Below are 23,219 nucleotides of genomic sequence, written 5' to 3'. Positions count from 1 at the left end.
GCCGCCGTGACGGGCGGGGGCGCCTGGCCCGCGTAGGGGGAAGGCGCCTGGCCCGCGAAGGGGGAAGGAGAGGCCGCCCCCCAGCGCATCGGGCAGGTGCCCTAGCTCGCGTAGGTGTCCCTCAGCTCCCGCAGCCGCGCCACCTCACGCCGCGCGGCCGCGCGATGGCCGAGGTCGAGGGCCATGGTGCCGCGTCCATAGGCGTAGAAGGCGTCCTCGCGTATCCGGCGGTCCAGGCCGCGCGTCCGTCGCAGGGCGTTGAAGTCGACGTCCAGGGAGAGCTGGGTGCCCGACATCCAGTCGCGGGCCGGGGTGGTCAGCTCGTCGCGCAGCACATCCTTGAGGTGGTCGCGCGTCAGCCTGTCCGCCTCGTCGGGGCGGGGCACGCCGGGATGGTACGGGTGGTCCACGAGCTCGTCCGCCCACTCCTCCAGCGTCAGGACGACGTCCTCGGCCGCTTCGAGGTCTCCCCCGTCATACGCGAGCGCGCACACCCGCGCCGCCAACTCCCTTGCCTCCCGGGCCCGTTCGTCGTCACGCCCACGGCACGCGCCCACGAACGCCGCCAACGCGACACCCCTCTGCCGCAACTCGGCAATCCGCCAAGCCCGGTCCCTCCACACCATCGACCCTCCCCACCCCGGCGTTCCTGGCGATCACCGGGCCACGCCACACAACACCTGGACACCACAGGCCCGCCACCGAATTACCGGGGGCGTGCCCGGCGCCGGCGTTGTCGGTGACGCCCACACGGGCAACGGCGGGAAGGGGCGAGCGCCGCGTCACGCCTCGCCGCCGAGCCGACTCGCCCCTTCCCGCCGTTGCCCGCGACCGCCCCGCCGCTGGAGAGTGAGGGCATGGATCAGTCAGAGGCACGCGGGTGGCTCCGGGCCGCTCTCGCGGAGGCCCGCGCCGGGCTCGGCGAGGGTGGCATTCCGATCGGTGCCGCGCTGTACGGGGCCGACGGGAAGCTGCTCGGGCGGGGCCACAACCGGCGGGTGCAGGACGGTGACCCCTCTCTGCACGCGGAGACGGCCGCGTTCCGGGCGGCGGGACGCCGGCGCTCGTATCGCGGCACGACCATGGTCACCACTCTCTCCCCCTGCTGGTACTGCTCCGGCCTGGTCCGCCAGTTCGGCATCTCCCGGGTGGTGATCGGTGAGGCGGTCACCTTCCACGGCGGGCACGACTGGCTGGCCGGGCATGGTGTGGAGATCGTGCTTCTCGACGATCCCGAGTGCATCGACATGATGCGTGCCTTCATCGAGCACCATCCCGACCTGTGGAACGAGGACATCGGTGAGTGACCACCCCCGTAACCCCGGCACCCCCCGCACCCCCCGCATCCCCACGATCGACCTCCGGCCCTGGCTGAACGGCGACGCCGAGGCCCGTACCGCCATCGCCCGCACCGTCGACGAGGCCCTGCGGACCGCCGGGTTCCTCCTGGTCACCGGCCACGGCGTGGACCCGTCCCTGCGCACCCGCATCCGCGAGGCCGCGCGCACCTTCTTCACGCTCCCCGCCGAGGCCAAGCAGGCGTACGCGGTGAAGGTCGGCGGACGCGGCTGGCTCGGGCCGGGCGCGGAGGCCAACGGGTACTCGGAGGGCACCGAGACCCCGCCGGACCTGAAGGAGTCGCTGAGCTTCGCGACGCACGAACCCTTCGACGACCCGGCGGTCAACGCCGAGTGGTACGCGCCGAACGTCTGGCCGGCCGAGGTGCCCGGACTGCGGCCGCTGTGCGAGGAGTACCTCGCACGGATGGGCGAGCTGGAGAACCGGCTCCTCTCCCTGCTCGGCGAGGCGCTCGGCGTCGAACCCGACTTCTTCACCCGGCACATGGACCACCCGACGTACGGCTTCAACATCAACTGGTATCCGGCGCGGGAGGTGCTCGGTGAGCCGGAGCCCGGCCAGTTCCGCATCGGCCCGCACACCGACTTCGGCACGGTCACGATCCTCGACCGGCAGGCGGGCAGGGGCGGCCTGCAGGTCTACACCGACGACGGCGGCTGGGAGGACGCTCCGTTCGACCCGGAGGCGTTCACCATCAACATCGGTGACCTGATGGCCCGTTGGACCGGCGACCGGTGGCGGTCGGGCCGGCACCGGGTGCTGCCGCCGCCCGCGGACGCGCCCGCCGAGGAGCTGATGTCGCTCGTGTACTTCGGCGAGTGCACGCCCGGCACGCTCGTGGAGTCCGTGCCGGCTCCGGTGGGCCGGGTGGCGTACGAGCCGTTCGACTCGCATGTGTACCTGCGCCGGCAACTGGACTCGATCACCGTCGACTGAGCCCGCGGCCGATCACCGAACCGTTTCTGAGGAAGGGTTGCCTCGTTGGGCGGGATACCACCCTTTCGGGTGTGTCCCCCGCCGCGAATGGAGCCGCCCGTGCGAATGACTGACATCCAGCGCTGCGAGGTCCGGCCCGGACGACTCGTCGAATGGACGTTCAGTCCGGCGGCTGTCGCGACGGCGTCAGGCCTGCCGGAGGACTCACGGCCACCTGCGTACATCCAGGAGTCGCACATCAGGACCGCCCGGTCCGTGCGCGAGGACGGCCTGTTCGTACCGACCTGGCTCGGTACCGCCTTCGACATCCCGGGCCGGGCCGACCTCGAAGCGCTGGAGGTGGCCCTGCGCGGCTGGACGCTCAGGCACGAGACGCTGCGCAGCGGGTTCCGCTGGTCCGGCGAATCCGGCGACGAGATGCGCCGGTTCACGCTCGACGCCGACGCCGTGTCCCTGCACCGCACGGAGGTCGGCGACTTCACCGACCCGGCCGCCCTCGTCCGCCACCTCCAGGACCGCTTCGACGTCACGGCGGACGCGCTGCGCTGGCCCAACCTGATCTACACGGCCGTCGTCCGGGACGACTCCACCAGCGTGTACATGGCCTTCGACCACAGCAACGTCGACGCCCACTCCATCCACCGCATCCCCGCCGAGATCCACGAGCTCTACGGGGCGCAGCTCGCGGGCGAGGCCCTGGAACCGGCGCCGGCCAGCAGTTACGTCGACTTCTGCGAGATCGAGCGGACGGACGCCGACCGGATCGACGACAGCCACGAGATCGTCGCGCGCTGGCGGGAGTTCATCCGCCGCTGCGACGGCAGGCTGCCGAACTTCCCCGTCGACCTCGGCCTCGACCCCGAAGGTCCGCTGCCCGCCCAGAAACTCCTGCGCGAGGAGCTCACCGGCCCGGACACCGCCGCCGCGTTCGAGGCGTACTGCCGTCCCTACGGCGGCAGTTCGGTCGGCGTCCTGGCCGCCACCGCCCTGATCCTCCACGAGATCGGCGGACAGTCCGTCTACCGCACCGTCGTGCCGTTCCACACCCGGGCGAAGTCGCGCTGGTCCGACTCCGTGGGCTGGTACGTCGGCGGCGCACCCATCGAGATCCCCGTGGAGCAGGCGTACGACCTGCCCAGCGCCCTGCGCACGGTGCGCGCCGCCCTGCACGCCGGCCGGCATCTGGCCCGCATGCCGCTCGCCCGGGTGCTCCACCTGCTCGGCGCGGACTTCCGCCCCACGTCACCCGACCGGTACTCGATCGTCTCCTACGTCGACACCCGGGGCATCGCCGGATCCGGTCAGTGGACCGAGCAGAAGGCGTACGGCCTGATCAGGGTGTCGTACGGCGACCAGGTGTGCGCCTGGGTGACCCGGCTGCACGAGGGCCTGTGGCTCGCCAGCCGCTACCCGGACACCGATGTCGCGCAGAAGAACATGCGGTTGTACGTGGAGCGGTTGCGGGACGTCATCGCCTCGACCGTCAAGTAGCCGAGGGGCCCTTCAGGAGCCGTTCTCCAGCACCTCGATCAGCCTCTCGAAGCGGGCCCGCCAGCGCTGCTCCGTCTCCGCCTCGCCCTGGAACTCGTGGGTGAAGCGGAGCGCGGCGCCCTTCTCGCCGTCCCGTTCCAGGTGGAACCGGATCCGGCCGCCGTCCACCGTGTACTCGGCGACCCGGTCCACGTCCCAGGCGGTGATCTGCCCGCTGCCGAAGTCGCGCAGGTCGACCTCGCCGCCCAGGCGCGGTTCGAGTGTGTCGACCGGAGTGCACCAGGACGTGAGCCCTTCCGGGGTCGCGAGGCACGGCCAGACCGCGTCCGTGGACCGGGGAAGCCGCACCAGGAAGTGCAGGACGTGCGTGTTCCCGTGGGTCTGGCTGATGCCCTGTTCTATGGAACCGGTCATGACACCAGCCTGACCCCGCCGGGGCCGAAACGCACCTGTTACGGGCGCTGACCTGCGCGATCGACGATCGCCCGGTCCAGGATCGCGGTATTGCTGGTGACCTGGCCCTTCTTGATGTCCGAGTAGTCGTCGGTGGCCACCGCGCGCTCGCCGAGGAACTCATGGGTCTTCGCGTCGAAGAGCCACTCGTCCCGGGTCGGGTTGTCGGGGTCGTCCCGGGTGATCGCGACGCCACGCCGGCCGGCGGCGTCCACGACGTTCTCCACCACCTTCACGCCGGGGATCCGCGCGACCGCACGGAAGAGCGCCGCCGCCTGCTCCGGCGGCACCAATGCGTCCCGGATCAGGTCGCCGACCAGCACGAACATGGCCTGGTGAAGCTCCTGGCCGCTGTTGCCGGGGCCCACCCTCTCCAGCCACTCGTACATCTCGTCCGGGTCGGTGGGGAGCGTGGCGAGGTGGCGGTAGTTGGTGGAGACGTCGTAGCCGGGCTTGCCCGGGGCCGGGTCGGCGTCGGTGGGCCAGTGCCCGCGTCCGGCCTCCCGGACCAGCCCCTTGCGGGTGCCGTCCACAGACGTCCACTGCTCCGAGCGGTGCAGCGGCTGGATCACCGTCGGCTTCCCCGCCTCGGACCCTGAGTACGACACCTTGCTGTCGACGTACACGAACTGGTCGTCACGGATCTCGCCGTACGCGCCACCCGCGTCCTCGGCCGCCAGCGCGATGTCCTCCAGCACCGACACGGCGGTCTTGGCGGGCTGCTGAGCGCTCGCACCGCCGCCCGAGCCGGACGACGGCAGGACGACGAAGGTGACGGCGGCCGCGGTGACGACGGCGGCCGCGGCGAGCGCGGGGCGCAGCCACTTGGCGCCGGGGCGTGCGGGTTCTTCTTCGCGCCGGATCTCGGCCATCAGATGCTCCTTGAGGAGTCGGTGACGGCCCGGCGGAAGGTCGTGTTCGGGAAGCTGGTTCATCGTTTTCCCTCCCTGATGGGCCTGACCGCGGTGCCGCGGTCACCGTTCATCTGTCCGTCCTGGTAAGGCGGTTCCATATATTTCGCGAGTTTTGTCCGCGCACGAGAGAGCCGCGACCGTACGGTCCCGACGGGCACCCCGAGCGCCTCCGCGGCCGCCCGGTAGTCCAGCCCCGCCCACACGCACAGCGCCAGCACTTCACGCTCGGCCCGCCTCAGCTCGGCCAGCGCGGTGCGTACGAGGGCCAGTTGCGCGGCGTCGTCGATGCGGTCCGCGACCTCGTCGGCGAAGTCCCGTACCGCCTCGTCGCGCGGCAGGCGGGCGACGGCGGCCACGTGTCTGCGGGTCGCGCGGCGGAGGTTGCGTGTGACGTTGGTGGCGATGCCCAGCAGCCAGGGGCGCGGGGAGCCGCCCTCCTCGTCGAGCCGCTCGCGCAGCCGCCAGGCCTCCAGAAAGGTCAGCGAGACGACGTCCTCGGCCGTCGACCACTCCCCGGTGAGCCGGAAGGCGTGGTTGTAGACGGAGCGTGCGTACGCGTCGAAGAGTTCAGCGAATGCGCCGTGATCCCCCGCGCGGATGCGTTTCCGCAGATTCGTATCCACTTCCCCTACCTGTCCGCACGACAAAGGCCGGTTCCCATGACACAGGTCACAGGAACCGGCCTTCGCGGCAGGGGACTTACACCCCGGCGTACGAGTGCTTGCCGGAGACGAAGATGTTGACGCCGTAGTAGTTGAAGAGCCAGCAGCCGAAGGCGATGAGGGCCAGGTAGGCGGCCTTGCGGCCCTTCCAGCCGGCCGTGGCGCGGGCGTGCAGGTAGCAGGCGTAGGCGACCCAGGTGATGAAGGACCAGGTCTCCTTGGGGTCCCAGCCCCAGTAGCGGCCCCAGGCGTCGCCCGCCCAGATCGCGCCCGCGATGATCGTGAACGTCCACAGCGGGAAGACGGCGGCGTTGACGCGGTAGGAGAACTTGTCGAGGGAGGCCGCGGCGGGCAGCCGGTCGAGGACGGAGTTGGCGAAGCGGCCCGGGGTGCCACCGCTTGCCAGCTTGTTCTCGTAGCTGTCCTTGAAGAGGTAGAGCAGCGTGGAGACGGCGCCGACGTAGAAGACCGCGCCGCAGAAGATCGCCGTGGAGACGTGGATGTACAGCCAGTACGAGTGAAGGGCGGGAACCAACTGGTCGCTGGCGGTGTACAAGACAGTGACGGCGAGGCCGAGATCGAGGAGGACCGTGGTGATCAGGAACAGCCCGAGCCAGCGCACGTTCTTCTTCAGCGCGAGCAGCGCCAGGTACACCCCGACGGCGACCGTGGAGAAGGTGATGTTGAACTCGTACATGTTGCCCCACGGCGCCCGCTGCACCGACAGAGCCCGCGTGAGCACACCGCCGAACTCGATCAGGAAGGCGAGGGCGGTGAGGGAGATGGCAATACGCCCGTAGAGGTCGCCCTGCTCGTCCCCGCCATGCGCGCCGGGCCCGTCCGGCACGTCCCGCTGCCCGGCCGTGGCCCGCACGACGACCTTAGGCCGCTCCAGTACGGCGGTGGAGCCGCCCTTCTTCACGGTGACGGCGGGCGCGGCGGCCTTGGCGGCCTTCGCCGGGGTGAGCGCGGCGGCCGTGCGGCCGACCTTGCTTCGGCTGCCGAGGAGCCATTCGGCGATGTGGGCGAAGAAGGCCAGGGTGTAGACGGCCATCGACGAGTAGATCAGCGTGTTGCTGATACTGGCGAGGTTCTCGTTGGTGGCGGCGGCCAGATCGGTTGCGGCGGCGAGAGTCACTTCTCAGCCCCTTCAGCGGGTACGACTTGGGGGTCGGGGGAAGCTTCGGAATCTGCGGGGTCGTCGTCGGGGTCGGGAGCCCCCGGCGCCTGCTCGTACAGGATCCCGGCGAGGTCGCCGAGCTCCTCGGGCACCTTGGCGGACTCGCTGCGGCCGAGGCCAGCCATCTCGACGACCGTGACGCCGTCGGTGCCGGTGGTGGCCCGCACCCAGACGCGGCGGCGCTGGATGAAGAGGGAGGCGGCGAGGCCGAAGATCGCGGCGAGCGAGCCCGCGAGCGCCCACCCACTGGCGGGCTGGCGGGCGACCTGGAAGCCGGCCCACTCCTTGATGCCCTTCTCGAAGGTGATCGAGCCGGCGCCGTTCGGGAGCTTCATCGTCTCGCCCGGGTTCAGGTTCTCCCGGAGCTGCGCGCCCTTGGAGTCCTTGAAGCCCTTCAGGTTCTTCTTGTTGAGCTGGTACACGCTCTGCGGCAGCCCCGCGTTGACACCGAGGTCGCCGTGGTAGGCCTCCAGGTTCAGGACCGGGTTCAGCAGCGCGGGGAACTGTGAGGAGAGTTCGTTGCCCTTGACATAGCTGGGCAGGAAGAAGGCCTGGAAGCCCAGCTGGTCCCACTTGCCCTTGGCGTCGCGGTAGTCGTCCATGACCTTGACCGCACCGGTGGAGGTGACGTTGCCGTCCAGCGGGAGGAGGGGCACGGCGTCGTGGAAGACGACCTTGCCCCTGCCGTCGCGGACCGTGATGACGGGGGCGTAGCCGTGGCTGACGAGATAGACCTTCGAGTCGCCGATCTCCAGCGGCTCGTTGACCTTGACGGTGGTCTTCTCGTCCTTGCCCTCGGCGCCCACGCTGTAGGTGAGGTCGGCCTCGTAGGTGCGCGGGGTGCCGCGGTTGGGGCCGGTCGCCTCGTAGGTGCCCTTGAAGTTCTTCAGGGTGAAGCTGAACGGGTCCAGGTCGTCCTGGGAGAAGAGGCTGCCGGACTTGAAGTCGTCGTACTGGGTGAGCGTGTTGGAGAACCCGTCGCCCTCGACGACCAGCTTGTTGCCCTCGGACTTGAACAGCTGGCCCCAAGCGAAGGCGATCAGCATCACGATCAGCGCGATGTGGAAGGCGAGGTTGCCGACCTCGCGCAGATAGCCCTTCTCGGCGGAGACGGCGTCACCCGCGAGATGCGCGCGGAAGCGGCGCTTCTTCAGCAGGGTGAGCGCGGCCTCGCGGATCTGCTCGGGCTCGGCCTCGGTGCGCCAGGTGGTGTAGGCGGGCAGCCGGGTCAGGCGCCTCGGGGCGCCCGGCGGACGGCCGCGCAGCTGGCCGACGAACTGCCAGGTACGCGGGACGATGCAGCCGATGAGGGAGACGAACAGCAGGATGTAGATCGCGGAGAACCACACCGAGCTGTAGACGTTGAAGAGGCCGAGCTTGTCGTAGACCGGGGCGAGCGTCTCGTGCGCCTGGCGGAACTCGGCGACCTTCGTGTCGTCCATGCCGCTCTGCGGGATGAGCGAGCCGGGGATCGCGCCGAGCGACAGCAGCAGGAGCAGCAGCAGTGCGACCCGCATCGAGGTGAGCTGCCGCCAGAACCAGCGGGCCCAGCCGATGACGCCCAGGGAGGGCAGGTTGGGTGCGTCCTCGGTGGGGGCGGTGGAGAGCTGGGAGCCGGCGGCGCCCAGCTCCTCGTCCTGGCCCTCGGGGGCGGCCGGGGCGGCCTTGTCGGTCGTGTTGCTCATCGATCAGATCCCCACAGTGAAGCCGTTGGACCAGACCTGCATCTCCTGCACGATGCGGTCCCAGGCACCGGTCAGCAGCAGCACACCGGTCACGATCATCATGGTGCCGCCGATCCGCATGACCCAGGCATAGTGGCGCTTGATCCAGGCGAAGGCGCCGAGCGCCTTGCGGAAGGCTACGGCAGTGACGACGAACGGAATGCCCAGACCGAGGCAGTAGGCGACGGTCAGTATGGCGCCGCGTCCGGCGCTGGCCTCGTTGATGGCGAGGGTCTGCACGGAGGACAGGGTCGGGCCGATGCACGGCGTCCAGCCGATGCCGAAGAAGGCACCGAGGAGGGGGGCGCCGGCGAGTCCGGTGGCGGGCCTGGTGTGGAAGCGGAACTCCCGCTGGGTCAGCCAGGGCATCATGCCCATGAAGAAGACGCCCATCAGGATCATGAGGACGCCGAGGATCTTGTTCAGGACGTCCCGGTTCTCCTGGAGGGTCGAGCCCCAGTAGCCGAACAGCGCCCCGCCGGAGACGAACACGACGGTGAAGCCGAGCACGAAGAGGGAGGCACCGGCGACCATCCGCCAGCGCCGGGTCTCGGCCAGGTCGGTGCCGCTGACTCCGGTGACGTAGGAGAGATAGCCCGGGACGAGCGGCAGGACGCACGGGGAGAAGAAGGAGACGAGGCCGCCCAGCACGGCGATCGGGAGCGCGAGCAGCAGGGCGCCGTGCATCACGGTGCCGTTGTAGCCCGCGCCCTCGGCGAGCGTGGTCAGTGCGCTCACGTCACTTCTCCGCGAGGACGGGCTTGATCATGCTGCGCAGGGTGTCCTCGCCGAGGGGCATCAGCGCGCGGGCCGCGATCCTGCCCTGCCGGTCGATGACGAGCGTGGAGGGGATCGCCTGCGGGTTCAGCGTGCCCTTGCCGAAGCGGAGCATCTGCTTGCCCGTGGGGTCGTACAGGCTCGGGTAGCTGACCCCGAACTCCTTCTCGAAGGCCTTCGCCGGGGTGGTGCTGGTGTCCCGGGTGTTGATGCCGACGAACTCGACGCCCTGGCCCTTGACGTCCTCGTAGACGGTCTGGAAGTTCTTCGCCTCCGCCCGGCAGGGTGGGCACCAGGATCCCCATACGTTGATGACGAGGACCTTGCCCTTGTAGTCGGCGGTGCTGAGCTGCTTGCCGTCGATGGTCTGGCCGGACAGCTCGGGCGCCGTGGCGCGCTTGCCCTGCGCGGCGGTGTCGATGCCGTTGCTGCCGGTGACGAAGTTGGTGTCGCCGCCGCCACCGGACGTACCGCCCGAACTGCACGCGGAAAGGGTCAGCGCGGCGACTGCGGCGCTGGTGACGGAGAGCAGGGCGGTACGGCTACGGGCGCGACTGGCGGCACTCATGTGAAAAGTTTCGCATGTCCGTTCCGGGGATCTTGCGCACCCCCCTCCCGGACCTAAACGCGCATTTCAGGCGGCGTTTTGGGTGCTGTCCGCGGAGTTCGCGGAGGAGCCGGAGGGCGAGCCCGTGGAGCCGCCCTTCATGAAGGCGTTCCAGCCGCCGGCGGGCGCCTGTCCGACCTCCAGAGTGCGCAGCTTGTCCAGAACGTCCGGCTTCTGTGCGTCCATCCAGTCCACGAACTGCCGGAAGGAGACGAGCCGGACGTCGCCGCCCTTCTCCTTCTCCCGCGCGATGTGCTTGAGTGCCTCCTCGACGGCGTCCATGTAGATGCCGCCGTTCCACTGCTCGAAGTGGTTGCCTATGAAGAAGGGTGCACGGTTTGACTCGTATGCCCGCTCGAATCCCTGGATGTACGCCTGCGCCGACTGCTCACGCCAGCCCGGGTAGTTGTGGCTGGGCGCGTTCGTGGAGTTGACCGACTGGTTCGCGAGCATGTTGTAGTCCATGGACAGGACCTCGAACGAACGTCCGGGGAAAGGTATCTGCTGCAACGGCAGATCCCACAGCCCCTGCTTCTTCGTCGGCCACACCTGACGGCCGCCGGGCGAGGAGGCGTCGTAGCGCCAGCCGAGCTCGCGGGCGGTGGGCAGCAGGTTGTCCTGGCCGAGGAGGCAGGGCGTGCGGCCGCCGACGAGCTCCTTGTCGTAGTCGAAGGGCAGGGACGGCAGATCGGTCCAGCCGGAGTTCGTCCGCCACTCCTTGACGAAGGACTTGGCCTGGTCGATCTCGCTGCGCCACTGCTTCGGGGTCCAGTTGCCGACGGTGCCGGTGCCGCCGCAGAAGTGGCCGTTGAAGTGGGTGCCTATCTCATGGCCGTCGAGCCAGGCCTGGCGGACGCCCTTCAGGGTCGCCTTGATGTGGTCGTCGGTGAGGTAGCCGATGTCGGAGGCGCCGCGCGGGTTGTTCGGCGGGTCGTAGAGCCGCTTCTTGCTCTCGGGCAGCACATACAGCCCCGAGAGGAAGAAGGTCATGTGCGCCTCGTTCTCCTTGGCGAGCTCCAGGAAGCGCGGGAAGAGGCCGTTGCCGACCTCGCCGGCACCGTCCCAGGAGAAGATCACGAACTGCGGCGGCTCCTGGCCGGGCTCCAACGGCTCCGGCTTGCCGGGCTGATGGGGCTGCTTGCCGGTGTAGGAGGTGGAGCCGTCGCCTATGGGGCGGGCGCGGTCGGTCTGGGGGCCCGGCTTGTTTCCTGCGCCATCCCCGGAACCCGATGACCCGTTCGAACCGTCAGACGAGGTGAGGGTGCCGCACCCCGCGAGTCCGAGGCCGGCGGCCGCTCCGGCACCGAGCCCGATGGCTCCCCTTCGGCTGAAGTTGCGCATTGCTGCCCCGTCCGTCGTGCTTGCTCTGGTGGTCACCCAGTCAGAGGGCACGACGAACGAGGAGGTTCCTCCTGATCACGGAGGATTCGCAACAAATGTCACAAACGTGTCTTAGGCGCCGAAGGCCTTGTCCTTCCCCTTCACCGGCTTGGCGCCGGCGCGGAGGTGGGCGGGCACGAGATCGATGGCGGGCTCGGTGTAGCCGACGGACACGATCTTGTCGCCCTGGTACGTGAAGGTCGTCAGGGACGCCAGCGTGCACTGCCGCTTGCGCGGGTCGTGCCACAGCCGCCGCCGCTCGACGTAGCTGCGCACGATCCAGATCGGCAGCTGATGGCTGACCAGCACGGCCTCGTGCCCGCGCGCGGCGTCCTTGGCGGCGTCCAGCGCGCCCATCATGCGGATGACCTGCTCGACGTACGGCTCGCCCCAGGACGGCCTGAACGGGTTGACGAGATGCTTCCAGTTCGCCGGCTTCTTCAGGGCGCCGTCGCCGACGCCGAAGGTCTTGCCCTGGAAGACGTTGCCGGCCTCGATGAGACGGCCGTCGGTCGCGAGGTCCAGCCCGTGCGCCTTGGCGATCGGCGTCGCGGTCTCCTGCGCCCGCTCCAGCGGGGAGGCGCAGACGTACGTGACGTCGCGGGGGGCGAGGTGCTCGGCGACCCGGTCGGCCATCTGCCGGCCGAGCTCGGACAGGTGGTAGCCCGCGAGACGGCCGTAGAGGATCCCGTCCGGGTTGGCCACCTCGCCGTGCCGCAGGACGTGCACGACGGTGATGTCGCCGTCGTCGGTCGGAGCGCCGTCGTTCATGGTGCTCTCGTTCACGGCGCTCTCGGTCATGGGGTTGTCGGTGATGGGGTTGTCGGTGATGGGGTTGTCGGTCATGCCGCCGTGGCCTCCGCCGCCGCTCGGGCCGCCGCCGGGAGGGCGTCGGCGATGCGCTGGACCGCCTGCTCGTCGTGTGCCGTGGACACGAACCAGGACTCGAAGGACGAGGGCGGCAGATAGACGCCCTGCGCCAGCATCGAGTGGAAGAAGGCGGTGAAGCGGAAGGACTCCTGCCGCTTGGCGTCCTCGTAGTTGCGGACCTCACGGTCGGTGAAGAAGACCGAGAACATGTTGGAGGCGTTCTGCAGCCGGTGCGCGACGCCTTCCTTGGTGAGGGCCTCGGTGACGAGGGTCTGGACGGTCTGCGACACCGCGTCGACCTTGTCGTAGGCGGCCTGGTCGAGGAGCCGCAGCTGGGCGAGTCCGGCGGCGGTGGCGATCGGGTTCCCGGACAGGGTGCCCGCCTGGTACACGGGGCCGGCCGGCGCGAGGTGGGCCATCACATCGGCGCGACCGCCGAAGGCCGCGGCGGGGAAGCCGCCTCCCATCACCTTGCCGAACGTCATGAGGTCGGGCTCGACCCCGTCGACGCCGTACCAGCCGGCGCGGCTGGTCCGGAAGCCGGTCATGACCTCGTCGGAGATGAACAGGGCGCCGTTCTTGTGGCAGGCGTCCTTCAGTCCCTGGTTGAAGCCGGGCAGCGGCGGGACGACGCCCATGTTGCCGGGCGAGGCCTCCGTGATGACGCAGGCGATCTCACCGGGGTGGCGGTGGAAGGCCTCGTGCACGGACTCCAGGTCGTTGTACGGCAGCACGATCGTGTCGCCGGCCTGGGCGCCGGTGACGCCGGGCGTGTCGGGAAGGGCGAAGGTGGCCACGCCGCTGCCGGCCGCGGCGAGCAGCGAGTCGACGTGCCCGTGGTAGCAGCCGGCGAACTTGATCACCTTGGTCCGCCGGGTGAACCCGCGGGCGAGCCGGATGGCGGACATGGTGGCCTCGGTGCCGCTGGAGACGAGCCGCACCTGCTCCAGCGGGGCGATCCGGTCGGTCATCTCCTCGGCGAGCGCGACCTCGCCCTCACCGGGCGTACCGAAGGACGTACCGCGGGACACCGCGTCCCGGACGGCGGCGATCACGTCCGGCTGGGAGTGCCCGAGGATCATGGGTCCCCAGGAGCAGACGAGGTCGACGTACTCACGCCCGTCGGCGTCGGTCAGGTACGGACCGGTGCCGGACACCATGAACCGGGGCGTACCGCCCACGGCACGGAAGGCGCGCACCGGGGAGTTCACGCCGCCCGGCGTGACGGCGGCCGCACGGTCGAACAGAGCCTGCGAGGCAGGCGCATCGTATGGATAGGGCGTTCCTGAAGAGGGCGCTTCGCTCATGGCCTGCGACTACTCCGACCTTCTCTGACCTACTCCGATGATCTCGGACTCCGGTTGCCAGTGACCTCCTCAGGGTAGGCCAGCGGGCGACGACGACAGCGGGGCGCTACCGCCAGGGGAACCGGTCACCCGGTCCTACCCCGGTCCTCCCCCGTCCCTCCCCTGATCCTCCCCCGGCCCCTGGCCCCCGCCCCTCCCGTCCCGCCCTTCCCCGCCGTCACCTCTCCGTGAATCTGCGAGACTGGACGTGATACACACAGCTCATGCGGGGCGTGGTGGTCGGGGACTGAAAAGATCCCGCGGACAGGTGTTTCAGCGCACGTTTCGGCGGGCGGCCGTGGGGGAGGTCACTGACACGATGATCGGGTTGCGCGGCGGGGCCTGCGCGTCCTAGAAAAGCAGTCGGGTGGAGATATGCATCGCGGTGGCGGACTGGGCGAGGGGACTGATGACCTGGGTCCTCGACGTGCCCGAGGGGGAAAGCACCGGCGCGACGCGGAGGATTCGAACGAAGCACGCCAGGGACACGTTGTACCAGGTATGCCAGATGCAACGGGTGTACCGAGTGAGCACGAGCAGTTCGACCGGCGGATCGACGGCCAGGTCGACCGTCTTCGGGCAGGGAGCAGGAATGGTGGTCGGGTGGGGGTGACGTACAAGTACTTCGGCGCGCCGGACGGCGCCACCGCGGCCCGCGTCCCCATCTCGATGCGTCCCGAGGAGCTGGGCGGCGACGAGCTCGGCATGAACGGCATGTTCACCAAGATCAAGCCGGAGACCATGGCGGCGATGGTGCTGACGGGCATCGAGGGCGTGCCCCTGCACAAGGTGCCCCCGCTGGAGCTTGTCGTCCTGCACCCCGACTACGCGGTCGTCAAGCTCCCGATGACGGTCGTCGACCCGCTGCGGGGCATAGGAGAGGAAGCGGTCGGCGCGGCCGCGTTCATCTGGTCGACGGTGCCGGATCGGGGCGGGCCCCGGGACGCGTTCAATGTGTACCAACTGCTGCATGAGTGGCAGGACTTCAGCCATCGGTTGCATGAGGCTGGGCATCAGCCTTATTGCCTTGTTTGGCCCTGAGCTGGGGTTCGTAGGAGCGGGCGGGACTGTCGGGTCCCGCCCTTTTCGTGCCTCAGGCGGGCTGCAGACGGTCCGGGTTCAAGAGGGCAATGGCCACTGCGGGCCGTTCGGATTCCCGAGCCAGACCACCTGGGCATCGCGGGAAGCCGTCACGCCGAACGCAGCGGTGCTCGGTGAGCCGTACTCCTCCCAGATGGCTACCGACGACTCGACCGCGTCCCAGAGCCGACGCGGACCACCCTGGCGGACCTGCCAGCCGTTGTCCGTGGGAGCGAGCACGGCGAAGGAATCGGTGACGCTGTCCAGGACGAACGTGCTGATCGCTCCGCCCTCGACCGGCATGGAGAAGAAGCGCGCGTCCGGCGCCGCGAGCTGCGCCAGGAAGCCTGGACCGGAGCTGGTGAGGACATCCGGCCCGTACGTGGCTTTCCGCGTCGTTCCGTCTTCGGGATCGGGCACCATACCGAAGCTCTCGGGAGCGTCCTGCTGGCGGGCGATCATGAAGCTCGGCCCGTCCTCGCTGAACCACCCGCTCGCGCTGTCTCTGGTGAGGGTGAGCTTCACCAGCCCCAGGGAACGCAGCCAGCCGCGCAGAGTGGTGAGGATGACGCCGCCGGGCAACACTTGCTCCAGCCAGGCCGGAGGGATGTTGCGGAAACCGCATGTGGCGATCAGCCGGTCGTAGCGGGCCCCGTCGAGGTAGCCGGCGCGGCCGTCCCCCACCAGCAGGCGAGGATGGTAGCCGCACGTGGTGAGGGCCTTTCGAGCTCGACGTGCCACACCTTCGTCCGTCTCGATCGAGGTCACGTTCTCGTCGCCGAGCCGGTGGCACATCAGTGCTGTCGAGTAGCCGGTGCCCGTGCCGATTTCCAGCACGTTCATGCCCTCGTGCACATCCAGGTCTTCGAGCATCCGCACCACGAGGCTCGGCAGCGTCGACGACGAGGTGGGAGCCGCGTTGCTGATCGGCTTCGGATCGGTCCAGTCGACGTCCTGGCCGTCGAACTGGGTCATCCACGTCTCGTCGGAGTAGACGAGCCGCAGCCACTCCTCCTGACCGACGCCCTCCGGTGTGACCGGCTCCCAGGCGGTGACACCAGGGGCGTCGCCCTCCCGGTAGAAGCGGGGGATGAACGCGTGGCGCGGCACGCTCTCGACGGCGGCCCGCCACTGCGGCGACAGCAGCCGGCGGTCCTTCTCCAGCAGGTCCGCCAACTGCCGCCGGAGACCGGCTGCGGCCGTCTCGATACCGGGCTCACTGGCCATGAAGTCCTCCTTCCAGGAGGTCGGAGAGTGCGGCTGCCATCGGCAGACCGGTCGGCGGCTCCAGCCATGCCCACTGTCCGGAAGGATTGCACTCGATGAAGATCCACTCGCCGGAGTCGGTCAGGGCGAAGTCGAACGCCCCGAAAACGAGCCCGAAGTGACGAAGATAGGCACGCATCGCTCGTTCCACTGCGGGCGGTGCGGTCACGGGCGTGTAGGTGTGGGTGCCGTAGTCGGTGCGCCAGTCGAGGAGGCCGGAGTCGATCCGCACCGCGAAGGTCTGCTCGCCGATGACCGTGACCCGGACGTCCGCAGCCTTGCCCACACGCTTCTGGAAGAGGTGCATGGTGCCCGTGACAGCCTCGTCGATCTCGTCACCGGTCACCTCGGTCACGGGGACAGTCTGGGCCTTGGCGTCGACCAAATAGAGCGGAACTGAGATCGGCTTGAAGATGGCAGGGCCGTGCTTCTTGATGAACGCCCTGGCATCGTCGGGCACGTTGGTGATCAGCGTGGGTGTCAGTACGCAGCCTGCCGCCGCCGCGGCGGCAAGACCTGCCGGTTTGTACTCGGCGTCGCCGATGCGGTGGGGGTGGTTGACGTACAGGCAGCCGGGCAGTGACGTCAGAATGCCGCCGAGCCCGTAGCGAGCCTGTGCCACAGCGAACCGCTCGTCCTGCCTGTCGAGGTGCGGAAACGTGAACCCGGACGGGCGCCGGTAATACATTGAGCGCACCGAACCCAGCTCCGCCCGTCGGCTCGGTGTCTGCAATCTTCCTCGCCAGCTGTCGGTCTCGCCGATGGCGGCCGAGCACGAAAGGGTGGCGGGGAAGTCTCCGGAGTCGAACCGCACGACCGGGACGCCCCGGTCGTGCAGCTCAGCGATCACAGTGTCCGCGGTCGGGTCGTCGAGGTTGGTGACGACCAGGACCGGACGCTCGTCGTTCGTCACTGGTCGGTGTCGTTCCCGGTGTCGCTGTCCGGGGAATCGCTGTTGCGGTCGCCCTGACCTGTCGTGCCGGTCGCCGGGTTCGTGCCGGAGGAGGTGCCGTGCCCTGGTGCCATGGTCGGCGCCCCGGATGCGTCGAGGTAACGGGCGGTCTGCGTGGCCGGGTCCAGTTCCACCCTCGCGTAGTCGGGAGCCTCGACGGGCGGGTACGGGGCGATGCGGCGAAGGCCCCAGGGAGCGACGGTCAGATGGCCCTGCGGCAGTGGGCTGCCAGTGGGGAATCGGTCCATGTGATTGAACACGGTCTTCCTTTCGCTGCGGAAGGTGGCTGTGTATCGACTGCCTTGCTTGCCCGCCCGACACCTCGGACACCGAGTCGCCCAGCGGGAGTTGTGAAGCACCGGCCTCGCGGGAGGGGATCAGGTTGCCAAGCGATCTCCGCCCGCATGGCTTCGGCGCGGATTGCTCCAAGCGCCAGGTAGGACTCCATGTGCAGCCGGAGGAGGTCCGCGGGGGTCATGCGGAGGGGCTCAGCGAATTCCGCGACGCCGAGGTCATCCATCGAGCCGATGGGATCGAGGAGAGTTCCACGTACGCCTCCGGGCTGGGGTCGTCCACCAACTCATCGGCCCTCATCAGCCGTAAGGACACGCGGCGCCTCAGCACTTCGCCGGGACCTCCAGCTCGGCCCACACGACCTTGCCCCAGCGCTTTCGGTCGTATCCCCATCTCCAGCTGAGGGCCTCGACCAGGAGCAGGCCGCGCCCCTCCTCGGCGTCGTCGTCGGGGCTGCCCAGCTCGGGGCCTTCACTGCAGGTGTCGGCGACGCCGATCCGCACCACGCCCTGGGTTGGACGCGTGACCAGGACACGGACGTTCCGGCACCGGGTGTGGTCGATGGCGTTGTTGACCAGCTCGGCCACGATCTGCACCCCAGCCTCAGCCAACTCGCCTATGCCCCAAGTGCTCAGGGCGGCGGAGACGAGCGTGCGGGCCCGGCGAGCGGACTCCGGCTCGCACGGCATCGTCTCCGTATAACCGGGGGTACCGGTCGCAGTAGGTCGGGCTGCGGTCATGGTCACAGGAACATCCCTCCGGGGCGGACGCCCGCCCCCGCGACGGGGTGGCGCCGGGGCGGGCTCTCCTCCAAGCCGTCGAGGACGGGGAATCAGGCCCTCGACGGGCTGATACCGAGTCAACGGCCTGTGGCCCGAGAGGAACAGGAAGGGTCGAGCTCCCACCGGCCGCCCCGAACCGGAAGACTTTGCGTTCCCGTGACCTGGGGTCTGGTTCGGTCGGTGACTGCCGGTCTACGGTCGGTGGCATGGGAGCGAACGCCATCCTCAAGAGCCGGATGGAGGAACTCGGGCTCACCCAGGATGAATTGGCTGGTCGGATGAACACTGCGCTGGCAGAGATCACCGGCAGGCCCGGCGATGTCTCCGCCCGCACCGTCCGCAACCTGCTCAACGGAACGTCCCGCCGCCCCATCGGCCGTACATGCGCGGCGCTGGAGCGGGTGTTCGGGTGCCCAGTCAAGGACTTAGGGTTCAGCGCACCACGCACCATGCACCACCCGCAGGAGGACCCTGTGCGGCGTCGCACCTTCATTGCCTCGGCCACCGGGACCGCAGCCGCCCGCGGTTCCCCTGGTCGCCCAGCGCCGCGCCGTCGGCATGTCAGATGTGGCTCGGGTCGCCGCCGGACTGAACGCCCTTGTCGCGGCCGACCAGCATCAAGGTGGCCACGCAGACCTGGAGAAAGCCGCCCTCAAGGGGCGCGACAGCGCCCTTGAGTTGCAGCAGCGCTGCGCCAGCGAACGCGTGCGCCGCGCCCTGTACACGCTGGCCGCCGAGTACACCGATGCGGCGGCCTGGTCCTGTACCGACGCCCGCAATCTCGAACAGGCACAGCGATACCTGAACGAATCCGCCACGTATGCCGGCCTCTCTCAGGACGGGCCGACGGAGATGAGTGTGTGGGTCAGCCTGGCGATCCTCGCCGCACAACGACACAACTGGCACGAAGCCCTCGCAGCAGCTCAGGCCGCACAAGCCTCTACGGCGGCCCGCAGGGACCCCTTCTTCGATTCACTGGGGCGTGTTCGCTCAGCTCTCGCCTACTCGGCGCTCGGCGAGAGCCGTAACGCCCTTCGCTCGCTCGGGTCAGCCCAAGAAGCCTTCGCCAAGGCCAGCGAGCGGGAACGTCCGCATTGGACAGCCTTCTACGGTCAGGCTGAACTCGACCATCTCGGTGCCATCGTCAACAACCGCAGCGGACGCCACACCCACGCCGAAGCCATGGCACACCGCGCCCTGGCCAAGATCCCGCCCGGCTTCCGCCGCAACAGGGCACTGGCGACCGCCCAACTCGCCCTGGCCCAACTCCATCAAGGAGACGCCGAAGAAGCCATCGCCACGGCCACCGATGTCTTCACAATCATGGATGGCGATCCTCTCCCTGGCCGTATGCGCACCCTCATCGGCGACTTCCACCGGGACCTCTTCACCCTGGCCCCTTCTATCACCTACGCACGAGACTGGTCGGACCGCCTGCGAGCCGAATGGAGTCGAGCGTGATTGACCTACGTCACTTCCGGCACGGAAACCTCCCCGGGGGCTTCCGGCAGTTGCTCATCGACGTCCATGCCGACGCCTACGCCGACGACATGGACGACCCGTTCAACCAGCGCTTCGACTGGTTCGTCGACCACTGGTCGAGCGCAGAGGGCTTCACGTGCGTCGTGGCGTACGACGGAAGCGAACCGACAGGGTTCGCCTACGGCGCACCGGCCACATCCGGTCGGGAGTGGTGGCGCGACTGCGGGTACGAACCAAGCGAGGGCAGCACCTCCACGTATTCAGTGTCCGAGGTCATGGTGCGCCCCCGGTGGCGCAAGCAGGGCATCTCCGAGCGATTGCACGAAGCGCTGTTGAAGGGTCGCGCCGAAGACCTCGCCGTACTTCTGGTCGACGTGGACCACCCCAAAGTGCAGGCACTGTACGAGTCGTGGGGATACAAGAAGGTCGGCGAACGGCAGCCCTTCGCCGACTCACCGCTGTTCGCGGTGATGGTCCAAGACCTTCGGGACTGAACCGCCATCAGAGAGCGGCGAGTCGGCTGTCGAAGCCAGCATGCACAAGCCGCTCGTATGCGTCATACACATCCGTCGGTACGTCCTGCTCGACAGCGAAGCCGAGCTTCGGGTACTCGATCACCCGCTGCAAGTCACCGACGAGCATGTCGACGACGAGCTTCTCGTCGCCGATGGACTTGATGTAGTCCTCCAGCTCCAGCGGCTCGGAGGCGCACACGATCTGCGCCTCGGGCCAGAGCTTGCGGCACGTCGCGTACGAGCGGCGCTCCATGTACGGCTTGGAGATCAACAGCAACGACTCGACCTCCACGCCGGCCTCGGCCAACAACTCTCTGGAGAAGGTGATGTTCTGGCCGGTGTTCGCGGCCTTCGGCTCGACCAGGATCGCGTCGTCCGGCACGCCCTGGCTCAGCGCGTGCTCGCGGTAGTGGACGGCCTCGCCTCGCGGGAAACGGGCACGGGTTGTGGGGCTGTTGCCGCCGCTGAACACCACGACGGGGAAAAGGCCGGCGCGGTAGAGATCAGCGGCAGTAGTGGCCACACCCAGATCGTGGCTGCCCAGGCCGATCGCCGCCGAGCACGGACGCGGACTGTGGCCCATCTGGTGATGGCTCCAGATCAACATTGCGTCTTGGAACTGCTCGTCCGTCATCTGATGCTGCGGCACCGGTACCTCCCTGTGATATCCGTCCACGACACTCCATCAGCGCTTGCCGGACGCCTCGGCCATCGGCCGTCGTACTGGTCCGCAGCATGTGGCTTGCGGGGCGGTCTGATTGCACAACAGGCCGCCCGGACATCCGACTTGATCGCCAACGCCTTCTCGATATACCAGTTCCACACGTTCTGCCGCTCGATCCCGCCGAGCATCGACCAGGCTGCCCGGCTGGACGGCGCGAGCCCTTGGCGCACCTTCCCCGCCCCTTGTGTTGCGCCGGCGTCCTGGACAGGTCGCATTTGAACGTGTTCAAATTACGAGGTGCGGGGACGAGAGACATACCGGAGCCGGGGAGGGCGCTTTGGGGTCGGGTGCGGGTTTCATCGTCTTTCCGGTGTTCTTCTTCTACCTGCTCCTCATGGGGCCGTTCTGCCTCCTCATCGGCTCACGAACGTCCTCGCGCATGGGCTGGCTGATGTCGGTTCCCTTGATCTTTCTGCCCTTCGCCCTGCTGGTCGGCATTCTGATTCCCTGAGCGGCCAGAGGTCCGGTGGACGACCGTGATGTGGCGCTCCATGCCGGGGGTCTCGACTTCGTCGACCAGCGCCACTGCCAGGTCCTCCGCGCTGATCCACGATCGGCCGTCCGAGTCCGTGAGCAAGGTGTCGGTGCCCCGCCGGTAGCGGCCGGTCCGCTCGCCGGGTTCGAGCAGGGCGGGCGGGCTCAGGTAGACCCAGTCGGCGTCGGCGTGGGCCCGGCAGGTTCTCAGTTGGGCGATTCCGGCGAGCGCCACCTCCCGGTACTCGGCGGGCACATACGCCCGGTTGCCGGCCACCGGCAGGTCGGGGTCCTCGGGGCTGCGCAGGGCGCCGGCACCGCCGACCACCAGCACGCGCGTGCCGAGGCGGGCGGCGGCGTCCAGCACCGTGCGGGTGGCGTCGACCAGGAACTCGCTGTCGGGCGGGAAGGTCCGCACGGACAGGACGACGGCGTCCGGGGCGCCCGTCGGGGCGGCGGTGGAGAGTGCCTCGCGTACGGCGTCCGGGTCGCTCGCGCCGACCGCGAGCGGGGTCACGTTCGGGTCGCCGTCCCGGGGATGCCGAAAGGCCCCGGGGTTCCGGGACAGGGCGAGCACCCGGTGTCCACGTGCAGCCGCCTCGGCGATCACCCGGCTGCCGACCATGCCAGTGGCGCCGAGCACGGCGATCGTCATGCGCGGCTTCACCGAAACCGCCGTCGTCGAACCCGCCGTCGCCGAAGCTGTGGTCGCCGCCTCCGCGGCCGTCGAACCCGTGGCCACTTCCAACGCCGTCGTCGAAGTCTCCGTCATCGAGCCTGCCGTCCTTTCCCCCGCCGCCAACGAACCCACGGTCACCGAACCCCCGCCCCCAACCTCACCGACACCGAACCCACCGTCACCGAACCCCGCCCCAGCCCGCCCCACCGTCACCGAACCCGCCCTCCCCCAACCCGCTCCCCCCGCCCCCGACTCCCCAGGCCCCGCCCACCCCGCATCAGCACCCGCGCCGGCACCGTCGGGGATTCGAGTTGTGCCGCCAGCAACGCGGCCAGGGCGAGGGCGAAGCCGAGGGACTGGGGCAGGCTCAGGGACTCGCCCAGTGCGATGCCGATGACGGTCGCGACCAGCGGAGACAGCAGCACCAGCGGTGCGGACGCGCCCACCGACAGCTGTCCGATGCCGCGGAACCACAGCGTGTACGCGATCAGCCCGCCGACGCTGCCGAGCCACAGGTATCCGGCCGCCGCCCCGGCGTCGATCCGCTGCGGCACCCCCTCGATCGCGAGGGTGAGCGGGAGCAACAGCGCGCCGCCGACGGTCAGTTGCCAACCGGCGAGGGTCAGGGGACCGACGCCCGGAGGCCGGCCCCACCGCTTGGTGAGCACGGTCCCGGCGGCCATCGCGGTCGTACCGCCGAGCCCGGCGAGCACCCCGACGGTGTCCAGCCGGGCCTCCGGACCGAGCACCACGAGGCCGACGCCCGCCAGGCCGAGCACCCCCCAGACCCAGCGCCAGACCGTCGGCCGGACGTGCAGCGCCCCGATGGCCAGGCCCGCGACCAGCAGCGGCTGGGTCGCGCCGAGGGTGGCAGCGACACCGCCGGGGAGTCGTTCGGCCGCCAGGAAAAGCAGGGGGAACAGCGTGCCGATGTTCAGCGCGCCGAGCACACCGGCCTTCCACCACCAGTCGCCGCGCGGCAGCACGCGGGTGATCGCCAGCGCCAGCAGCCCGGCGGGCAGGGCGCGGACGAGCCCGGCGAACATCGGATGGCCGGGCGGGAGGAGTTCCGTGGTCACGGCGTAGGTGGTGCCCCAGGCCGCGGGAGCGAAGGCGGTCAGTGCGACGGTTGCCAGTGGCTGCGTGCGGGAGATCCGCGGCGGGCCCGATGACCGTTCGGTCGAGGGATGCATGAGAAGCAGTCTCCGCAGCCTGCCCTCATGACTCCAACGCATGGTTGTCATGGCAGCCATGAGCAGAAACCATGCATCC

Annotated in this window: 24 protein-coding genes; 6 read left to right on the top strand and 18 right to left on the bottom strand. The window is 69.3% G+C overall.

What is annotated here, in order from left to right:
• Positions 1–101: 101 nt before the first annotated feature.
• Entirely contained in the window at positions 102–569 is a 468-nt protein-coding gene (locus OG254_RS28500; RefSeq protein ID WP_405587133.1) for a hypothetical protein, read from the bottom strand.
• A 288-nt stretch (positions 570–857) separates the two neighbouring features.
• Between OG254_RS28500 and OG254_RS28495 the strand changes: the two genes are divergently transcribed.
• From OG254_RS28495 to OG254_RS28485, 3 genes are all read left to right on the top strand, one after another.
• Positions 858–1,307: a nucleoside deaminase gene (locus OG254_RS28495; RefSeq protein WP_405587131.1), complete on the top strand. Its 450-nt coding sequence runs from the start codon at positions 858–860 to the stop codon at positions 1,305–1,307.
• Positions 1,300–2,295, top strand: a complete 996-nt coding sequence (locus OG254_RS28490; RefSeq protein ID WP_405587129.1) for an isopenicillin N synthase family dioxygenase — start codon at positions 1,300–1,302, stop codon at positions 2,293–2,295. Before OG254_RS28495 ends, OG254_RS28490 begins: the two co-directional genes overlap by 8 nt.
• 99 nt (positions 2,296–2,394) lie before the next feature.
• Positions 2,395–3,786, top strand: coding sequence for a condensation domain-containing protein (locus OG254_RS28485; RefSeq protein ID WP_405587126.1), 1,392 nt, complete (start codon positions 2,395–2,397; stop codon positions 3,784–3,786).
• 12 nt (positions 3,787–3,798) lie between these two features.
• On the opposite strand, the gene OG254_RS28480 is transcribed toward OG254_RS28485, so the two are convergent.
• The 10 genes from OG254_RS28480 to hemL form a co-directional block, all read right to left on the bottom strand.
• Positions 3,799–4,200, bottom strand: a complete 402-nt coding sequence (locus tag OG254_RS28480) for a hypothetical protein (RefSeq protein ID WP_405587123.1) — start codon at positions 4,198–4,200, stop codon at positions 3,799–3,801.
• 38 nt (positions 4,201–4,238) lie between these two features.
• Entirely contained in the window at positions 4,239–5,174 is a 936-nt protein-coding gene (locus tag OG254_RS28475) for a CU044_5270 family protein (protein ID WP_405587120.1), read from the bottom strand.
• Positions 5,171–5,776, bottom strand: a complete 606-nt coding sequence (locus OG254_RS28470; RefSeq protein ID WP_405587118.1) for an RNA polymerase sigma factor — start codon at positions 5,774–5,776, stop codon at positions 5,171–5,173. Before OG254_RS28470 ends, OG254_RS28475 begins: the two co-directional genes overlap by 4 nt.
• Positions 5,777–5,852: 76 nt before the next feature.
• Complete coding sequence (gene ccsB, locus OG254_RS28465) at positions 5,853–6,953, bottom strand: c-type cytochrome biogenesis protein CcsB (RefSeq protein ID WP_405587115.1); 1,101 nt, start codon at positions 6,951–6,953, stop codon at positions 5,853–5,855.
• Positions 6,950–8,680 (bottom strand): cytochrome c biogenesis protein ResB, encoded by a 1,731-nt coding sequence (locus tag OG254_RS28460; protein WP_405587112.1) that lies wholly within the window; start codon positions 8,678–8,680, stop codon positions 6,950–6,952. Before OG254_RS28460 ends, ccsB begins: the two co-directional genes overlap by 4 nt.
• A 3-nt stretch (positions 8,681–8,683) precedes the next feature.
• Positions 8,684–9,457, bottom strand: a complete 774-nt coding sequence (locus tag OG254_RS28455) for a cytochrome c biogenesis CcdA family protein (RefSeq protein WP_405587109.1) — start codon at positions 9,455–9,457, stop codon at positions 8,684–8,686.
• A 1-nt stretch (position 9,458) separates the two neighbouring features.
• Complete coding sequence (locus OG254_RS28450; RefSeq protein ID WP_405587106.1) at positions 9,459–10,064, bottom strand: TlpA family protein disulfide reductase; 606 nt, start codon at positions 10,062–10,064, stop codon at positions 9,459–9,461.
• 66 nt (positions 10,065–10,130) lie between these two features.
• Positions 10,131–11,444 carry a hypothetical protein gene (locus tag OG254_RS28445; RefSeq protein ID WP_405595237.1) on the bottom strand — a complete coding sequence of 438 codons (1,314 nt, stop codon included), beginning with the start codon at positions 11,442–11,444 and terminating at the stop codon, positions 10,131–10,133.
• A gap of 111 nt (positions 11,445–11,555) precedes the next feature.
• Positions 11,556–12,254 carry a histidine phosphatase family protein gene (locus OG254_RS28440; protein ID WP_405595235.1) on the bottom strand — a complete coding sequence of 233 codons (699 nt, stop codon included), beginning with the start codon at positions 12,252–12,254 and terminating at the stop codon, positions 11,556–11,558.
• Between the two features lie 71 nt (positions 12,255–12,325).
• On the bottom strand, positions 12,326–13,660 hold the full coding sequence (gene hemL, locus OG254_RS28435) for a glutamate-1-semialdehyde 2,1-aminomutase (RefSeq protein WP_405587103.1): 1,335 nt from the start codon (positions 13,658–13,660) through the stop codon (positions 12,326–12,328).
• Positions 13,661–14,302: 642 nt separating this feature from the next.
• Here hemL and OG254_RS28430 point away from each other — a divergent pair.
• Complete coding sequence (locus tag OG254_RS28430; protein ID WP_003974483.1) at positions 14,303–14,740, top strand: hypothetical protein; 438 nt, start codon at positions 14,303–14,305, stop codon at positions 14,738–14,740.
• Between the two features lie 78 nt (positions 14,741–14,818).
• Here the strand turns inward: OG254_RS28430 and tgmC are convergent, their stop codons facing one another.
• The 4 genes from tgmC to OG254_RS28410 all read right to left on the bottom strand — a co-directional run bounded on the left by tgmC (position 14,819) and on the right by OG254_RS28410 (position 17,980).
• Positions 14,819–16,006 (bottom strand): ATP-grasp peptide maturase system methyltransferase, encoded by a 1,188-nt coding sequence (tgmC, locus tag OG254_RS28425; RefSeq protein WP_405587100.1) that lies wholly within the window; start codon positions 16,004–16,006, stop codon positions 14,819–14,821.
• A complete protein-coding gene (gene tgmB / locus OG254_RS28420) occupies positions 15,996–16,958 on the bottom strand; it encodes an ATP-grasp ribosomal peptide maturase (protein WP_405587097.1) in 963 nt (320 codons plus the stop codon). Before tgmB ends, tgmC begins: the two co-directional genes overlap by 11 nt.
• The gene (gene tgmA, locus OG254_RS28415) at positions 16,955–17,257 is read right to left on the bottom strand and encodes a putative ATP-grasp-modified RiPP (RefSeq protein ID WP_405587096.1); all 303 of its coding nucleotides are present in this window, start codon (positions 17,255–17,257) and stop codon (positions 16,955–16,957) included. The genes tgmB and tgmA overlap by 4 nt, the downstream gene beginning before the upstream one ends.
• Positions 17,258–17,614: 357 nt before the next feature.
• The gene (locus OG254_RS28410) at positions 17,615–17,980 is read right to left on the bottom strand and encodes an ATP-binding protein (RefSeq protein WP_405587094.1); all 366 of its coding nucleotides are present in this window, start codon (positions 17,978–17,980) and stop codon (positions 17,615–17,617) included.
• A 651-nt stretch (positions 17,981–18,631) separates the two neighbouring features.
• On the opposite strand from OG254_RS28410, the gene OG254_RS28405 reads away from it, so the two are divergent.
• Both OG254_RS28405 and OG254_RS28400 read left to right on the top strand, forming a co-directional pair.
• Positions 18,632–19,534, top strand: a complete 903-nt coding sequence (locus OG254_RS28405; protein ID WP_405587091.1) for an XRE family transcriptional regulator — start codon at positions 18,632–18,634, stop codon at positions 19,532–19,534.
• Positions 19,519–20,049, top strand: a complete 531-nt coding sequence (locus OG254_RS28400) for a GNAT family N-acetyltransferase (RefSeq protein ID WP_405587088.1) — start codon at positions 19,519–19,521, stop codon at positions 20,047–20,049. Before OG254_RS28405 ends, OG254_RS28400 begins: the two co-directional genes overlap by 16 nt.
• 7 nt (positions 20,050–20,056) lie before the next feature.
• Here the strand turns inward: OG254_RS28400 and OG254_RS28395 are convergent, their stop codons facing one another.
• The 3 genes from OG254_RS28395 to OG254_RS28385 form a co-directional block, all read right to left on the bottom strand.
• Positions 20,057–20,704 carry a YdcF family protein gene (locus OG254_RS28395; protein WP_405595233.1) on the bottom strand — a complete coding sequence of 216 codons (648 nt, stop codon included), beginning with the start codon at positions 20,702–20,704 and terminating at the stop codon, positions 20,057–20,059.
• Between the two features lie 451 nt (positions 20,705–21,155).
• A complete protein-coding gene (locus tag OG254_RS28390; protein WP_405587085.1) occupies positions 21,156–22,040 on the bottom strand; it encodes an NAD(P)-dependent oxidoreductase in 885 nt (294 codons plus the stop codon).
• 116 nt (positions 22,041–22,156) lie between these two features.
• Positions 22,157–23,140 (bottom strand): EamA family transporter, encoded by a 984-nt coding sequence (locus OG254_RS28385; protein ID WP_405587082.1) that lies wholly within the window; start codon positions 23,138–23,140, stop codon positions 22,157–22,159.
• Positions 23,141–23,219: the final 79 nt, after the last annotated feature.

The organism is Streptomyces sp. NBC_01092 (assembly GCF_045039535.1).
Classification (GTDB): domain Bacteria; phylum Actinomycetota; class Actinomycetes; order Streptomycetales; family Streptomycetaceae; genus Streptomyces.
Note: the sequence above shows the minus strand (reverse complement) of the source record. Positions and strands in the feature narration are given on the sequence as shown.